Raw genomic sequence first — 16537 nt, forward strand, 5'->3', positions numbered from 1 at the left:
CTATCAAATTTCTTTACGTACACCGGAATATTTGGCTAATTCAATCACCTTTCTAGCGCGAGCAATAATTGGTGCATCGATCATTTTGCCGTTTAGCGAAATCACACCAAGACCTTTTCTTTCACCTTCTTCAGCTGCTTCAACGACTTTTTGAGCATTTTCAACTTCAGCTGCTGTTGGGGCATACGCGTTATGTAATAGTTCAATTTGTCTTGGGTTGATAAGTGATTTACCGTTATATCCGAGTTTTTTGATTAGGCTGACTTCTTTTAAGAAGCCTTCGTCATCATTAACATTTGAATATACTACATCAAAGGCATCAATTCCCGCTACACGTGCTGCATGTAAAACAGCACAACGAGCATAAAATAGTTCAGTACCGTCACCGCGTTCAGTCTGCATGTCAACAAGGTAGTCAAATGCCGCTAATGCAATACCAATTAAACGTGGAGATGATTTAGCAATAGAAATTGCATTAACAACGCCTTGAGCAGATTCAATAGCTGCCATTAATTTAGTGCTACCAACTTCACGCCCACACTCTTTTTCGATTCGTTCAACGTGTGCTTCAAGTTCGTGGATATCTTCTGCGCTATTGGTCATTGGTAAACGTACAACATCGACACCAGCTCTAACAACAGCTTCAAGATCTTTTAAACCAAATGGAGTATCAAGTGCGTTGATTCGAACAACTGTTTCAATACCATTTTCTTTATAAATAGGAAGAAGTAAAGTTTGTGCGACTAATAAACGCGCAGAATCTTTTTCCTTAATTGAAACGGCATCTTCAAGATCAAACATAATTGAATCAGGTTTGTATACAAATGATGTCGATAACATTGCAGCATTTGCACCCGGAAGAAATAACATACTTCGACGTAATTTTTTCATAGTAATTTACTCCAATCTAAGCTTTCTTCTTCAGCACCTCGTAACACTGCACACTGTACTCTTGCTTTAATAGCACAATCTAATGCACCTTTATCATCGATAATAATTAAACCATCTGTGACGTTAAGATCATTTAAAGTTTGATCTACAACTGCTCGTATTTGATCGCCAAATTGTTTATTAACATCACTATTAATAACAACTTCGATTCCTGAATTTGGCATGACTTTCACTAACAAATCGCTCGATTCGAGAGTCCCTGCCATGGCTTCTTTTTTGATTTTCATTTAGTTACCTTTTGAACGAATTAATTTTTTGACTGAATCTAAATTTTCCGCTAGATAATTCCAAGTGGTTTCTGGAACCAATCGTTTTACCTGTTCATATTGCTCTGCAGCAAGTAGCTTTCTTACCAAAGAAGCAGATATGATATCTTGCCCTTCAACAATACGTTGTATTTCAACCAACGTGATAACTGGATAATCGCTAACTTTTTCATCCTGTAACCAATAACCCATTGATGTGTTGTATGCATTAGTGACTTTACTGTATGGTTCAGTGCCAACAAATCGATAAGTAATATTAAGGGTTGGGGCAATATAATTACGGAAAATTAATAAATCGATTCCCATGTATGCGCTATCGATCTTATCATTGTCTTTCAAAAAATATGTAGGAAATGTTGCTCTTGAAATAATATATGAAGAACTTGCATGTACTGTAACATTTTTTATGTGTTTGGAACCTTCTTTCACCAACTGTAATCTAACATCAAACGGAAAAAGCGAAACATTTTCATTAACCACAAAAACGTGTAACCAATCACATTGGTTTGCTGCATATTCTAGTAGATGTTGATGACCTTTAGTAAAAGGGTTGGCATTCATGACAACGCTGCCAATCTTGGCTCCATCTTTACGCTGTTCGCTAAGCTGTTTGCAATATTGTTTAATGCCAACGGGTGTATTTTCCATTAACACTATTAGGTCATTTATTTCAACAATCGGATAAAATCCACATCCTTTGAAAAAATCGATATTTTCAGGTTTTGTATATAAAAATAGATGAAAATGACCTTGTTCATTAGCATATTTAATGGCGTTATCTAGCAATGTTAAGTTAAGTTGATTCCCGCGATAATTTGGGTCAATTGCAACGCATTTAATAATATTATCATCTAGACCTGCACAAGCCACAATTTTATTATCCATTCGGGCAATGATAAATGTGTCGACTTGAGGATCTAAGTCCAGATCCGATAAGGCTAATAATTGCTTTATCTGATCACGTTCTTCTAATGATTTAGATATATCTACTACTGAAAAATCGACCAAATTATACATGATGCCACCTATTTTTCTGCTACCACATAATTGGTTAAACGACCAATCCCTTTAATTTCAACTTCGATTTTATCGCCATCTTTCATAAATACCGGTGGATTACGCTTTTTACCAACTCCACCAGGTGAACCTGTAAGTATTACATCACCCGGTGATAATCGGGTAAAAGTGCTGATATAAGCAATTAATTCTGGTACTGTATGAACCAAGTTTTTTACTGAATCATGCTGCATTTCTTGATCATTTAAATATGTCGCTAATGTTAATACTGTTGGATCTGGAATTTCATCTGATGTAGTTAAACAAGGTCCAAATGCACCTGTACTTGGCCAGTTTTTACCTGCAGTAAACCAAGTATATTGCCAATCACGGATGGAGCCATCCATGTAACAACTATAGCCGGCTACATGCGATAATGCGTCTTCTGGTTTAATTCGGAAACATGATTTGCCAATAATAATCGCCAATTCACCTTCGTAATCTAACTCATTTGTAATAGCTGGTTTGATAATATTTGTTTTATGCCCAGTTTGAGAATCAGGAAAACGTACAAATAGTGTTGGTGCTGAACTTGTTTCGTTAAATTCTGCACGTTTTTCAGCATAGTTCATTCCAACACATAAAATTTTGTTTGGATTTGGAATAATAGGTAAATAAGTAACGTCTTGTTCATTAATGTCACTTGAGGCATTAAGGTAAGTTTTGGCAATAGATAAACCTTCATCATCTGCAAGCAACGATTTTAGGTCAACATATTTATCGCCTAACTTTTGACCTAAGTCAACAATGCCGTTGTCAGTAAGAAGACCAAAACTTGCTCTGCCAGAAACAAGATAACTTACAAGCTTCATGAATACTCCTTAAAAGCTGTTTGTGCTAATTGTTACTATAAAAATAAAAACAAACAACCCTAGTCAAAGCTAAGGTTGTTCTTTTATAACTCTAAAAACTATACTAGGAAATTGCCGAGAATGAGTAATGACACTGATACATTTATTGCACCACCAATACGTGTTGCGATTTGTGCAAATGGCATTAACTCCATACGTTCTGCTGCGGTTAGGATCGCTACGTCACCTGTTCCGCCTTGGCCACTTTGACAGCATGAAATAACTGCAGCATCAACAGGATACATACCAAGTTTTTTCGCTACAAAGAAACCTGTGGTTACTAAGCTTACTACTGTACAAACAATAACAACTAAATTTGTAATTGTGAATGCTTCAACAATTCTTTCCCACGGAGTGATTGCCACACCTACCGCAAATAAAATTGGATAGGTTACAGACGTTTGGAAAAATTTGTAAACAACTTGTGAACCACTCAATACTTTAGGTGAAACTCCAGATATTAGTTTAACAAAAACCGCTGCAAATAGCATCCCTACTGGTGCTGGAATACCTGTTACCTTATGGCCAATCATACCAACCATATACAGAATAGCCGCTAATAATACACCTGAAGCAAAAGTTGTTACATCAATAATAGATTCAGTTTTAGCTTCTTTTTTATCGGTAACTTCATCGTCAGCTGGTAATAGTCGACCGTTACCTGTTAAGTGTGGATAAATTTTACCTATACGGTTAAGAATACCACCACAGATAATACCGGTTAAACCACCTAACATTACGATTGGTAACACACGACCAAGCGCTTCACCTTGCTCCATACCTAAAATTGAAGCATATCCGATTGAAAGTGGAATTGCACCTTCACCAACACCACCAGCCATAATCGGTAATACTAAGAAGAAAAATGTTTCAAACGGTGTTAAACCAAGTAAATAACCAACACCAACACCAACTAACATTCCAACAATCTCACCACATACCATTGGACCAAAGATTCTTAAGAAACCTTGAATAAGGGTTTTCTTATCCATGTTCATAATACTACCAACAATGATACAACAGATGTATAAGTAAAGAATATGTGTATCTTTATAGAATTTAGTTGTTGCTTCAACAACCGATGTTGGAAGAATATTGTAATATACTAGTGCAGATGGAATAAAAGTAGCACAAATAGCCGCTGCCCCCATCTTGCCAACAATCGGTAAACGCTTCCCGATTTCACCACAAAGGAAACCAAAGAAAGCACAAGTTACTATCATAACAACAATTTCGCTAGGTAATTTACCAGTAACCAGAACTTCAGCGAAAATAAGGATACCAGCAATTATAAATAAAGGAAGCGGAATTACACCAATTTTATAATTGTCCATAAATCGCCACCAGTTATATGGCCAGCCTATTTGTTTTTCTTCAAAGTGCTTAACCTTTGATTCTTTTTCATTATGCGTTTTTCCAATTGAATTGAAATCCACCATATGTTTTTTTTCTCCAAAATAATTTGATTTTCTCGAATTTGATTGGCGCGTATCTTGACAAAAGATTGACATAAATTTTGTGATTTAAATCATATTTTAACTATGGTTTTTATGGTTTTAAAGGATCTATGTTTTTTAATGCTATGATACACTCATTCTTATTTTAATTTGAAAAGTAAATGTAAAAATGCGAAAAAAAATTCACTTCTCATTTACTACTAAGTTATTTGGTTCTCTTTTGCTCTTTTCCTTGATAATTCTTGCTCTACTGCAAAGCTATATTTGGAATACAACAGAAACAAATTTATATCGAAGTTTAGGTGAAAAAGCCCAAATTCAAGCAAAAGAATTAGCCGTTGTACCAAGCTTAATCAAATACGTTAAAGAAAAGAATACAAATAAAATAGCCGATTTTATTATTGATATTTTTCAACAAAGTGATGCTAGTTATATTGTTATAGGTGATGCTAATGCTCATCGTCTATTTCATACGGCTAACAGTCCTTTATACTCACCAATGATTGGAGGAGATAATCAGGAAGTACTTAATGGTAATAGCAGTATTACTATTAGCGAAGGTTCGCTTGGTTTAGCATTACGAGGTAAAGCACCTATTGTAGATCAAGGTAAAGTTATTGGGATTGTTTCTGTCGGTTATATGATAGATGATATCTACGCTATACATCTAACACAATTTATACCTTTTATTTTTTTCTGTTCTTTTTTATTTTTTGCTTTATTCATCTTTTCATTTTGTTTTTCAAAAGCAATCAAAACACAGATGTTTAATTTAGAACCCAAAGAAATTGCGTTATTAGTCAAAACACAAAAATCCATCATGGCGTCAATTTTTGAGGGTGTTATTGCTATCGATCTTAATTATAAAATTATAAATATTAATCAATCAGCAAGAAATATTTTAGGTATTAAAGTGAGTGATGAAGCATTGCCTAATCATGATTTGAGTGATTTTATTCAATCGACAGATATTTTTTATGGTGAAGATAAAGAAACTAAGGATCTTCATGACCATATTTGCCAGTTTAATCATATTGTTGTGATTGCTAACCGTATACGGATAATTGTTGATGATAAAATTCAAGGCTGGGTAATTACTTTCCGTAACTTTGATGAGATCAATTTATTGAGTATGCAGTTAACCCAAGTTACTCAATATGTGGATAATTTACGAGCCTTAAGACATGAGCATCTTAACTGGATGGCAACTTTATCCGGATTAATTTGTATGAAGCGTTATGATGAAGCACAATCGTTTATTGCATTACATTCAACTGACAATCAAAATAATTTAGATTTTATTACTCAGCATTTTAAAGTTCCCGCTGTATGCGGTTTATTAATTGGTAAATATTCTAAATCACATGAAATTGGTTTAAAATTAGTGTTCGATCCTGCTTGCCAATTAACTGCTTTACCCGATCTAATAACCGAAACAGAATTTATGTCAATTTTAGGTAATTTACTAGATAATGCATTTAATGCCAGTTTGCAAAATAATCTTGGTGATAAAACAATTTATCTATATTTAAGCGATGCAACTGATGAAATTGTGCTTGAGGTGAGTGATCAAGGTTGTGGTATCGATGATAGTATCCGTGATTCAATTTTCGAGCCAGGTGTTACCTCCCAAGATACTAAAGAGCATGGTATTGGCCTGCATCTTGTTTCGACTTATATCAAGAAAGCAAATGGTTATATTATATTTGAAGATAATAAACCCTATGGGACCATTTTTTCTGTTTTTATACCTAAATAGGATGAGTAAAGTATGAATGAAATAAAAGATGACATCATTAGAGCACTTATTGTTGAAGATGAACCCCTTTTAGCTGAGCTAAATGCTGAATTTATTCAAAAAGATACCAAGGTTAAAGTTATAGGTATTGCATCGAATCTTGCCGAAGCAAAAATTATGATTGAAAAACTTAAGCCAACGCTAATTTTGCTAGATAACTATTTACCTGATGGTAAGGGCATCGATCTATTTGAATATATCCTTAATAATAATTTAGATTGTTATGTAATTTTTATTACCGCAGCAAGCGATATGGATACTTGCAGTAAAGCAATTCGTTATGGCGCTTTTGATTACCTAATTAAACCCGTTTCTTATCAAAGATTGAAACACTCTTTAGAGCGTTTTGAACTTTTCTTATATCGGCAAAGTCTACAAAAACATGTTAATCAACGTAGAATTGATGAACTATTTAATTTGCAAACTAAAGATTTTGTTGATATGAATCGACACTCAAAAGGCATTGAAGAAATCACTTTACAAAAAGTTAAGGATCTTTTTATGCAAACCAATAAGCCTCAAACTGTTGATGAAATTGTTGAAAAAGCAAAAATCAGTAAAACTACAGCTAGACGATACCTTGAATATTGTGTACAGATAAAACTATTAACAGTCGAACTTAATCACGGAAAAATTGGTCGCCCAGAAAGACTTTATAAGCGATTAGGTAAATAATTGTTTTTATATTACAACCATTCCTATATATGATTGATAATTATATAAATATGCTTATTTGTTATTTTATTCTAAAAGAATTTGATGCTGGATTAAATTAATCCAACTTAGATAGCTTAAGTTTGCCTTATCAAATAAAAGGAGTAAACATAAGTTTATAAGGTAAAGTTGTTATGCCCCAAAATGATGAGATAAATAAAGATAACTTTTTATCATCAAAATTAATTATGTTGATACGCCATTTGGTAATAAATTACATATGTTACCAATTAAAGCTTGTCGTTATCACTATTTTGGTACAGATTATTTACCTAAATAATCATATAATTTTTTAAAGATAACCGTGTCAACCATAATAAAAGTGAATAAACATCGGTTATCATATCCTTTGCTCGAATAGTAGTCCTAACATTTACATAATAGAAGATTAAAAGAAAATTACCGTTTGCTCACCATTTAGCAAAAATCAAGTTTTGAGCAAGTAATAAATAGCTTGATTATGTTCGTAAAGCCAAACAGGTTTCTTAATCAATGATAATCCTACCATTTAGAGGCTGAACTGGCCGGTTATTATCATGATGCATGATTGAGTGGAATTTTTCAATTTGTTCTTTTGAAGCACTACTTTCATGTTCTAAAACAATCCATCTTACACCCTCTGTACATGGTGGTGTGGTAAGTGAACCACTAAAACGGTAAAAATCCAATACTTCTGGTAATAATACTTTAATATCAATTGTCCTATCTAATAAAATACTATCATCAACCGATATTGGAATTTGGTGCCATGCTTTTTCCAATTCTAAATTGGTTTTACCTTCTTTAAACATTAAAGCCATAACAGTCAGATCGCCATTTTCGTTTTGATAAACAAAATGTGCCTCCATTGGGTAATGCTTGCTGTTAATTTCATTCTCACTTGGCGAATGAAAATGAAATTGTTGCAAGGTAAAAGTTTCATCATCTAAAATTAACGTATTTTGCCCTGTAATGTTGATTTGCACAGTATGACCATTGTTTATCATTTCTTGTTTGCCAGATTCGAAAGTAAGACTCAGTTCACTATGATGGGTTTTAAGCACATGCTGTATATTGATAGGAGATTGATTTTTGCCATTTTCACAAGTTGAAAAATCAGGCGAAAGTTTTCCCCAATTTTCGGGTTTTTCTTGCCCTTCGTAGCCCCAATGTGGAGTATGTTCAGCAGCGAGACAAAATAAACTAGCGGCAGTTAGAATGACTGCAATGACTATATTAACCTTCATAATTTAACCATATTGTCGGACTCATGATTGAATTATAGACCTATTAAATCAGCCTTGCTATCTAAAAATTAACGGCTAAAAAATATTGTTTGTAGAGGAAAAAAAAACCTGCCATAAGCAGGAGTTAAAATATTGGAATTAGGAAAGTTGGCTCCTCCAACAGGACTTGAACCTGTGACATACGGATTAACAGTCCGCCGTTCTACCGACTGAACTATGGAGGAACAGTCAACGGACAGAATATTAACCATCTATAGTTATTCTGTCAATCGTAAAAATACTAAATAAAACCAATTGCTCATCTTGTAAACAAATTATGTTAAAATAGAGAATCAATTTAACAATTGCTAGAATATGTTTTATGAAAAAAAATATTTGTGTTTTTTGTGGTGCGAGTGAAGGAATCCGTCCAGAATATCGAGTATATGCCGAACAATTAGGTAAAATATTAGCTCAGCAAAATAGGCGTTTAATCTATGGTGGTGGTAATAAAGGTTTAATGGGGATTATTGCTAATGCAGCACTTGCTCATGGTGGTGAGGTGATTGGTATTATTCCTGAACATTTAGTCAAGGCTGAAACAGCACACCACGGTACCACTCGTTTAGAAGTAGTGGATAATATGCATCAACGCAAAGCAAGACTTTCGGAATTGGCTGATGGTTTTATTGCTATGCCAGGAGGAACGGGAACTTTAGAAGAACTTTTTGAAGTTTGGACAGCAATGCAAATAGGTTATCATGAAAAGCCCGTTGCATTATTTAATGTGTTAGAATTTTGGCAACCAATGCTTAATTTTTTGCAACATGCAGTGAATGAAGGTTTTGTTCGAGATAGTTTTTATAAAACATTAATTGTTTCGGAAGATCATCAAACTATACTACAACGAATGGATCATTTTATCCCTAAAGATTTACAGCGCTGGGTAAAAAAATAGCTTAAATGTCATATTATATAAAAACGCCATCACTTGATGGCGCTTTTTCTTATATTATTAACAAACATTAAGCGACAGCTGTAGCTTCCGATTCTGGCTGTTTAATAAATGCATAAGCAACACCAGCAATAACGGCACCAACAACGATAGATAATAAGTAACCTCCAACTGGTTTAACCACACCTGGAATCGCTAAAGCAAATAACCCTCCATGTGGTGTCATTAATGTTGAACCGAAGGCTAACGCCATGCCACCAGTAATAGCACCGCCAATAATACAGCATGGAATAACACGTAATGGATCGCGCGCAGCAAATGGAATTGCCCCTTCAGATATAAAACATAAACCTAATACCAATGAAGCTTTACCACTTTCTTGTTCAGTTTTAGCAAATTTTTTGCGTGCAATAAGTGTCGCAATCCCCATTGCTAAAGGTGGAACCATGCCACCAGCCATAACAGCTGCCATTGGCATATATTGATGTGATGAAATTAATGTTGTCCCAAACAAATACGCTGCTTTATTGATAGGTCCTCCCATATCAGTGCACATCATACCGCCTAAAACAGCCCCTAAAAGAATTGCGTTCGTGGTACCCATTGATCTTAACCATACATCTAAATGAATCATAATCCATGCAATAGGTGTAGCAAAAATAAGCTGCATGACTAACCCTGTTATTAATGTTGCAAATAATGGCACAATAAGAATAGGTTTTAATGCTTCAAGAGTTTTTGGTAATGGCAAATATTTAGAAATACACATTGCTAAATAACCAGCAAAATAACCAATAATAATACCACCTAAAAATCCTGCGCCAGTCGATACCGCAAGTAAACCACCGACAAGTCCTGGTACTAAACCAGGTCTATCGGCAATCGAATAAGCAATATATCCAGCAAGTAATGGTACCATCAATGAAAAAGCAAGTTCACCAATTTGAGCTAGATGAGGTTCACCCACTAAAGTTTTAACCAAAACACCTTGGTTATTTATTACTTCTTTAAACTCACCTAATGCAAATGATAGAGCGATAATCAAACCGCCAGCAACCACCATTGGTAACATGTAAGAAATACCCGTTAATAGATGTTGATAGACACCTTTTTTATCATTATTTGCCTTAGCTGTTGAGGAGTTTGCTATTGGCTGATAAACTGTTGCTTCTTCAAATGCTTTATCAAATTCTTGCGCTGTTTTTTTCAGAGCTGGACCTGTTTTGGTGCGATAAAGTTTTTTACCTGCAAATTTACTCAAATCAACATCAATATCACAAGCCGCAATTACAACATCGGCTGAAGCCACTTCTTCTGGTGTTAATTCATTACCGACACCAACTGAGCCACGTGTTTCAACCTTACACCACCATCCACGTTTTTTGGCTTCCTCTTCAATCGCTTCTGCCGCCATAAAGGTGTGAGCAACACCTGTTGGACATGCGGTTACCGCAACAATACGTTTTTGACCATTATTTGGGATAGAAGCAATAGTAGTATTAGCTGATTGTTCATAAACAGTTGCTTTACTTTGTGCTTCATTCAAGATTTTTTTAGGATCAGCAAAAACTTCATTGAAATCACTTACTATATAAATTTTTTTGCCAATAACTGATTTTTCACTAATATTACCACTACCAACAGAAATGATGGTATCAGCTGATGTTGCATTATCAACAATATTTAAATTTAAAGAATTAGCTGCTAACGCTAATTCCGCTTTAGCTAAGCGCCCGTTAACTGGGCCTGCATTACTGCCTTCAATAATGTATATATTCATGAATACTCCTATCCCGCGATTATTTCAATTTTTTCCAACATGTTGGTAACCGCTTGGCGGTCTGAGATACCAACACCTGCTTGTTCAACTGATAAAGCGGCAATACTTGATGCAAATACTAAGGTGTCTTTAATTGATTGATTAGTTAGTAAACCATACAGTAAACCACCGACCATTGAATCACCAGCACCAACCGTGCTAACCACCTTGCATTTAGGCGGCTTGGCTAGCCATGCTTCATGTTTTGTTACCCATAAAGCACCTTTACTTCCTAATGAAATTACTACGTTTTCTACCCCTCTATCAATAAGTTCCATGGCTGCGGTTTTAATTTCTGACAATGTGGATAATTTTCTCCCTACCCACATTTCAAGCTCTTTATCATTTGGTTTAATTAACCAAGGTTTAGCTTTAAGCCCTGCGATTAAAGCTTCACGGCTACTATCAAATACCACCTTAGGACAAATAGCTTTAACTTGCTTCATCCATTCAGTGAATTTCTCAAGAGATACTCCTACTGGCAAACTACCACTAATGGCTACCATATCAATGTTTTTTAACCATTCTAATGAATTGGTAACAAAAGTTTGCCAATCTTGATCACTAATAGTAAAACCTGAAAAGTTTAAGTCTGTTACTTCGTTATTTTCTTCAGTTAGTTTAACGTTAATACGTGTACGACCATCGATGGTTTGAAATTTATCAACAACATTTAGTGAATCAAATAATAAATTAAAACCATCACGATTTTCTTTACCTAAAAATCCACCAACCGTTAATTTAATACCAAGATCAGATAATACTTTGGCAACATTGATACCTTTACCCGCTGCTAGCAAAGCGTTAGTTTGAACTAAATTAACATCACCAAGTTCAACTTTAGGGCAAAAACCTAATAGATCATAAGCAGGATTTAAAGTAATTGTTGCAATACGATAAGTCATTTAAACCCCCTCACCTAAACCGCTTTCAATAGCTTTACCAATAGCATCAAGCGCTTGTGCAGCATCATCACCTTCTGCTGTAAATTGTAATCGACTACCCTTTTTAGCACCAAGTGCAACAATTTTCATTAAGCTAGTAGCACTGACTGGTTCTCCTTTTCCATCAAGATTTGCGACTGTTACTTTACTACTAAACTCTTTGACTAATTTAACTAGTACAGATGACGGACGAGTATGTAATCCGTTCTCATTTGGTACGACAAATTCACGGCACAAAATATTATTAGCAGTTGTTGTCGTTGATATGTTCGGTGAAGTATGCTCAATATTTGTATTATTGGTTTCAGTGCATATTTCAGCACAACCTGAGGTAAGTAAACTTATTAGTTTTTCAGTATTGGCAGTCAGTAGGTGTTCCAATTTTTGGTTGAATGTTAATGATGCCAAATGTTCAATAATGTCTGAAACAGAATCATCTACAACAGACATGGTAATGAGCATTTTGACGGGATTTCCTTCTTCACTCAAATTGCTGACAGTACGACTAATTGCAATCGCATTTTTCAAATTCCCTTCTTTGCTATCGTTTAACCAAACACCACTACCTAAATAACTTGGTCTACTATCTAAAACATTTACGAGAAAGCTTGAATCTACTGCATGTTGTTGTTTTAAACGCGATGCATTTAATGCTTGTAGTGTGGATAAACTATCAGCAGAAATATCTAATAATAATGATGATTCATTTACAACAAATTGACTATCTTCTGGACTTATTTTTCCTGTTAAAATGGCAACTGCTTCGTCAGCAGATTGAATTTTTCTGATTCGTTCCTCTACCCCATCGGCACCAAGAACATGTGTCAATTGTCGAAGTAGCTCTAAATGCTCATCAGAGCTCGCAGCAATACCTATAGCAAGATAAGCTTTTTCTCCATCATCTCCCCATTCTACACCTTCAGGAAAGCAGAATACTTGAACGCCTGTTTTTTTAACTAAATGGCGAGTTTTAGGTGTACCATGCGGTATCGCAATACCAATACCTAAATAAGTTGCAGCTTGATCTTCACGCTCAAGCATCCCCTCAACATATCCTTCTTCGACAAAACCAGTACTAGTTAATGCTGCGGCAATCTTCTTAATTGCCTCAATTTTATTGGTTGCTTGTTCATTTAAATGGATATCTTCTTTAACTAAATGAAACATATAATAAATACCTCTGGGTTAAAATGTTGGGTCGACTAAAATGACTCAGCAAATCTAAATCCTTTTATGAATCAATTCTGCAATAATGAATAGATTAACATTAATTATCCAATAAATTATTTCTATTAATAAACAATATGTGATCTGGATCTAACTTTTTATTCTTTTATTTTAATTAAAATTTTTAGATTTATTATAAATATTTTCCATTATGTAGTTTTATAATTTTGTAGAGAATTAACGTCAAATATAAATATGATTCATATGGATTAATGTAAACTTTCATGCTCAACGTTATAGCTAAAGCATTTTATAAAATAACCATTTAATATTTCAAGAACATTAAGAAAGTTACGTGAGCAAATTATAAGAAGCACAAAGGAAGTTGCTAAATTCCGTTTGGTCATTTATGTTTTTAAATATTAATTGAAAACCATTCCGACATATTGCATGCGATAATTATTTGTATATTGAAAATTAACATCTCTATAAATTTTTAATTTAATATTATTAAATATCATCAAGGCACAATTGGCTTACTGGCAAATTTAATAATATTGGAATATCCATTATTTTCTAAACCCCAAATAATACCAATAAAACATGCTTTACCTATTCTAAGTTTTGCTATTATTTAATATAGGTAATACTTTGTCATCATTTGTGTTTATTTATGGCGCAATTAGTAATAAATTGCGATATTTTGAGAATGAACTTTTTCTATTTTAACAGTGGTTTCAAAGACATCTTCTAAAATAACTGAGTTCATAATCTGTTCTGGGGTTCCTTGATAAACTAACTCACCATTTTTCATCGCTAAGATGTAATCTGAATATACGGATGCAAAGTTGATATCATGAATAACAATCACAATGGTTTTACCCAGCTCATCGGCTGCGCGGCGCAATTGTTTCATCATGGCAACAGCATGTTTCATATCAAGATTATTGAGTGGTTCATCAAGTAATACATATTTAGTATCTTGACATAACACCATAGCAACATAAGCTCGTTGCCGTTGACCACCAGATAATTCATCTAAAAAGCGGTCTTTATATTCAGTAAGATCTAAAAAATCGAGCGCTCGATAAATATGGTTATAATCATCAGCATTTAAACGCCCTTTGGTATAAGGATAACGCCCAAATCCAACTAGTTCAAAAACAGACAATCTACTGGTAAAACGGTTTTCTTGTCTCAATACTGATAAATAAGTGGCAAGTTTATCACTTGGCGTATTAACAACATCCATATTTTGAATTTTAACTTGTCCTTCATCAGCTAATAGAAGACGACTTATAATTGATAATAGCGTCGATTTCCCCGCCCCATTTGGACCAATAATAGCAGTAATTCCACCTTGTGAAATCGTCGCGTTGACATTTTTTAATACAGATACTGTTTGATAGTTTTTACTAACATTATCAATTTTTATCACTTTGGAACCTTTTTTAATAATAAGAAGATAAACAAAGAACCACCAATGAATTCAATGACAATGGATAATGCACCAACCATATTTAATACTCGCTCTAAAAACATTTGTCCACCGACCAGAAAAATAACACCTAACAAAAAAGCAGTAGGCAATAAAAAACGATGTTGGCTTGATCCACTAATACTATAAGCTAAATTAGTAATTAAAAGCCCCAAAAAAGTGAATGGACCGACTAATGCCGTTGACACTGACACTAAAACTGAAACTAGCAATAATATAATAGTGACACTTTTTTGATAATCGATACCCAAATTGATTGCATTATCCCGACCCAACGCAAGTACATCAAATTTAAATCGCATTTGCCATAAAAATAGACCAACAATAGCTACTATTACTAACGAAAAGATAATCAATATAGGCTCTGCACGTGTAAATGTAGCAAAAATACGACTTTGAAGCACAGCGAATTCAGACGGGGTCATCAAGCGTTGCAATAGATTAGAAAAACTACGGAATAATGTGCCTAAAATAATTCCTATTAATAATACCAAATGTAAATTTTTCTTGATTCTAGTAAACAAACCTCGATATAAAAATAAAGAGAATAGAATTAATAAAAGTGATTCGAATACAAATTTACCAATAATACCAATATAAGGAATACCTTGTGAATCAATACAAAAGATTACAACTGTTTGAATAAGTACAAATAGTGATTCAAATCCCATAATAGAAGGTGTTAATATCCGATTGTTGGTAACTGTTTGAAAAAGCAGTGTTGATGTCGCAGCCGAAAAAGCGACTAAAATCATAGTTAGCATTACCCACGTTCGATGCTTCAAAATATAGCTAATATTGCCTTTAAGGTTGAAAGTCATAAAACATATTATGCAAACTAGAGCAATAATTAACAATAAAAGAACTCTTTTTTGACACAAAATATGGCGTTTTTGATTAACTAACATGACGTTTTCGACTCAACAATATTAAAAAAATAATAGCGCCAACTACGCCAAGAATAACACTCACGGGGATCTCAAAAGGATAGCGAATTACACGCCCAATAATATCGCAAATTAAAACTAATCCACTACCAAACAAACAGATCCATGGCATGGTTTTACGAACATTGTCTCCAAATAATAAACTAACAATATTTGGTACAATCAATCCTAAAAATGGTAAAACTCCAACAACTACAACGACAATACCGCCAATTAATGCAATAACAATAAGCCCTGTAAACATAACACGACGATAGTTAAGCCCTACATTAATAGAAAAATCACGCCCCAAGCCAACTACAGTAAACTGATCCGCACACCAACAAGCAAGTAATGTCAAACCACCCACCAACCATAATAATTCGTAACGGCCTTTTAAAATAGCTGAAAAATCACCTGATTCCCAACCACCAAGTGATTGTAATAAATCAAAATACATGGCAAAAAATGTAGTAATAGCGCTAATAACTGCACCTAACATAATGCCAATAAGAGGTACCATTATTGCTGACTTTAAAATAATCTTTCGAGAAATCGCCATAAATATCATTGTGCCAATCATAGCAAATAGGCTAGCAACAACCATTTTAGTCATAACACTAGCGCCAGGAGCTAGAACCATCATAACTAATAAGCCAAGACTAGCCGATTGAGTAGTGCCAACTAAAGAGGGTTCAACAAATCGATTTTGTGTTAATAATTGCATAATCAAACCTGCAACACTCATGGCGCTACCAGCTAACAATAAGGCAACAGTTCTAGGAATACGGCTTACAAAAAAAATCTCACGCATATTGCTATCTGACCATAAATCAAATAGTGTCACATGCCCTGCACCAATAAATAAACTTATTGCAGTCATGATCAATAAAATGAACATGCCTGCAATAAAATAAAATGATTTAATCA

14 protein-coding genes, 1 tRNA gene and 1 pseudogene are annotated in these 16537 nt (G+C 34.2%); 3 read left to right on the plus strand and 13 right to left on the minus strand.

Translation table 11 applies throughout. The annotated features are described in order from the left end of the window. Positions 1–3: 3 nt before the first annotated feature. The 5 genes and pseudogenes from citE to A9G34_RS09320 form a co-directional block, all read right to left on the minus strand. The gene (gene citE / locus A9G34_RS09300; RefSeq protein WP_065569536.1) at positions 4–891 is read right to left on the minus strand and encodes a citrate (pro-3S)-lyase subunit beta; all 888 of its coding nucleotides are present in this window, start codon (positions 889–891) and stop codon (positions 4–6) included. Beyond that, entirely contained in the window at positions 888–1178 is a 291-nt protein-coding gene (gene citD, locus A9G34_RS09305; protein ID WP_034946714.1) for a citrate lyase acyl carrier protein, read from the minus strand. Before citD ends, citE begins: the two co-directional genes overlap by 4 nt. Further along, positions 1179–2234, minus strand: a complete 1056-nt coding sequence (gene citC, locus A9G34_RS09310; RefSeq protein WP_065569537.1) for a [citrate (pro-3S)-lyase] ligase — start codon at positions 2232–2234, stop codon at positions 1179–1181. 8 nt (positions 2235–2242) lie between these two features. Further along, a complete protein-coding gene (locus A9G34_RS09315; protein ID WP_034946717.1) occupies positions 2243–3085 on the minus strand; it encodes a fumarylacetoacetate hydrolase family protein in 843 nt (280 codons plus the stop codon). Between the two features lie 98 nt (positions 3086–3183). Then, a pseudogene (locus A9G34_RS09320) lies at positions 3184–4470 on the minus strand (2-hydroxycarboxylate transporter family protein); the annotation flags it as partial. A gap of 280 nt (positions 4471–4750) precedes the next feature. On the opposite strand from A9G34_RS09320, the gene A9G34_RS09325 reads away from it, so the two are divergent. Then, on the plus strand, positions 4751–6340 hold the full coding sequence (locus A9G34_RS09325) for an ATP-binding protein (protein ID WP_065569538.1): 1590 nt from the start codon (positions 4751–4753) through the stop codon (positions 6338–6340). 21 nt (positions 6341–6361) lie between these two features. Next, complete coding sequence (locus tag A9G34_RS09330) at positions 6362–7054, plus strand: response regulator (protein ID WP_034947061.1); 693 nt, start codon at positions 6362–6364, stop codon at positions 7052–7054. Between the two features lie 524 nt (positions 7055–7578). Here the strand turns inward: A9G34_RS09330 and A9G34_RS09335 are convergent. Next, complete coding sequence (locus tag A9G34_RS09335) at positions 7579–8319, minus strand: carbonic anhydrase (protein WP_065569539.1); 741 nt, start codon at positions 8317–8319, stop codon at positions 7579–7581. Between the two features lie 148 nt (positions 8320–8467). Next, positions 8468–8543: transfer RNA gene (locus tag A9G34_RS09340), tRNA-Asn, on the minus strand. A gap of 137 nt (positions 8544–8680) precedes the next feature. On the opposite strand from A9G34_RS09340, the gene A9G34_RS09345 reads away from it, so the two are divergent. Further along, positions 8681–9256: a TIGR00730 family Rossman fold protein gene (locus A9G34_RS09345; RefSeq protein ID WP_065569540.1), complete on the plus strand. Its 576-nt coding sequence runs from the start codon at positions 8681–8683 to the stop codon at positions 9254–9256. A gap of 67 nt (positions 9257–9323) precedes the next feature. Here A9G34_RS09345 and fruA read toward each other — a convergent pair whose 3' ends face one another. The 6 genes from fruA to A9G34_RS09375 form a co-directional block, all read right to left on the minus strand. Further along, positions 9324–11033: a PTS fructose transporter subunit IIBC gene (gene fruA / locus A9G34_RS09350; protein ID WP_065569541.1), complete on the minus strand. Its 1710-nt coding sequence runs from the start codon at positions 11031–11033 to the stop codon at positions 9324–9326. 8 nt (positions 11034–11041) lie between these two features. Beyond that, positions 11042–11977 (minus strand): 1-phosphofructokinase, encoded by a 936-nt coding sequence (fruK, locus tag A9G34_RS09355; protein WP_065569542.1) that lies wholly within the window; start codon positions 11975–11977, stop codon positions 11042–11044. Continuing rightward, positions 11978–13183 (minus strand): fused PTS fructose transporter subunit IIA/HPr protein, encoded by a 1206-nt coding sequence (gene fruB, locus A9G34_RS09360; protein WP_065569543.1) that lies wholly within the window; start codon positions 13181–13183, stop codon positions 11978–11980. It lies immediately after the preceding gene. Positions 13184–13865: 682 nt separating this feature from the next. Beyond that, positions 13866–14621 (minus strand): iron ABC transporter ATP-binding protein, encoded by a 756-nt coding sequence (locus A9G34_RS09365; RefSeq protein ID WP_065569544.1) that lies wholly within the window; start codon positions 14619–14621, stop codon positions 13866–13868. Continuing rightward, a complete protein-coding gene (locus A9G34_RS09370; RefSeq protein WP_065569545.1) occupies positions 14618–15589 on the minus strand; it encodes an iron chelate uptake ABC transporter family permease subunit in 972 nt (323 codons plus the stop codon). Before A9G34_RS09370 ends, A9G34_RS09365 begins: the two co-directional genes overlap by 4 nt. Next, complete coding sequence (locus tag A9G34_RS09375) at positions 15579–16535, minus strand: ABC transporter permease (protein WP_034912658.1); 957 nt, start codon at positions 16533–16535, stop codon at positions 15579–15581. The genes A9G34_RS09370 and A9G34_RS09375 overlap by 11 nt, the downstream gene beginning before the upstream one ends. Between the last annotated feature and the right edge of the window lie 2 nt (positions 16536–16537).

Origin of the sequence: Gilliamella sp. Choc4-2 (assembly GCF_001690355.1) — a bacterium.
In the GTDB taxonomy this organism is placed as follows: Bacteria; Pseudomonadota; Gammaproteobacteria; order Enterobacterales; family Orbaceae; genus Gilliamella; species Gilliamella apicola_A.

Excerpts from the sequence above, each read along its gene's own strand:
- citE (WP_065569536.1), bottom strand. The coding sequence starts at position 891 with ATGAAAAAATTACGTCGAAGTATGTTATTTCTTCCGGGTGCAAATGCT.
- A9G34_RS09335 (WP_065569539.1), bottom strand. The coding sequence starts at position 8,319 with ATGAAGGTTAATATAGTCATTGCAGTCATTCTAACTGCCGCTAGTTTA.
- A9G34_RS09370 (WP_065569545.1), bottom strand. The coding sequence starts at position 15,589 with ATGTTAGTTAATCAAAAACGCCATATTTTGTGTCAAAAAAGAGTTCTT.
- citD (WP_034946714.1), bottom strand. The coding sequence starts at position 1,178 with ATGAAAATCAAAAAAGAAGCCATGGCAGGGACTCTCGAATCGAGCGAT.
- fruA (WP_065569541.1), bottom strand. The coding sequence starts at position 11,033 with ATGAATATATACATTATTGAAGGCAGTAATGCAGGCCCAGTTAACGGG.
- fruK (WP_065569542.1), bottom strand. The coding sequence starts at position 11,977 with ATGACTTATCGTATTGCAACAATTACTTTAAATCCTGCTTATGATCTA.
- A9G34_RS09345 (WP_065569540.1), top strand. The coding sequence starts at position 8,681 with ATGAAAAAAAATATTTGTGTTTTTTGTGGTGCGAGTGAAGGAATCCGT.
- fruB (WP_065569543.1), bottom strand. The coding sequence starts at position 13,183 with ATGTTTCATTTAGTTAAAGAAGATATCCATTTAAATGAACAAGCAACC.
- A9G34_RS09315 (WP_034946717.1), bottom strand. The coding sequence starts at position 3,085 with ATGAAGCTTGTAAGTTATCTTGTTTCTGGCAGAGCAAGTTTTGGTCTT.
- citC (WP_065569537.1), bottom strand. The coding sequence starts at position 2,234 with ATGTATAATTTGGTCGATTTTTCAGTAGTAGATATATCTAAATCATTA.
- A9G34_RS09325 (WP_065569538.1), top strand. The coding sequence starts at position 4,751 with ATGCGAAAAAAAATTCACTTCTCATTTACTACTAAGTTATTTGGTTCT.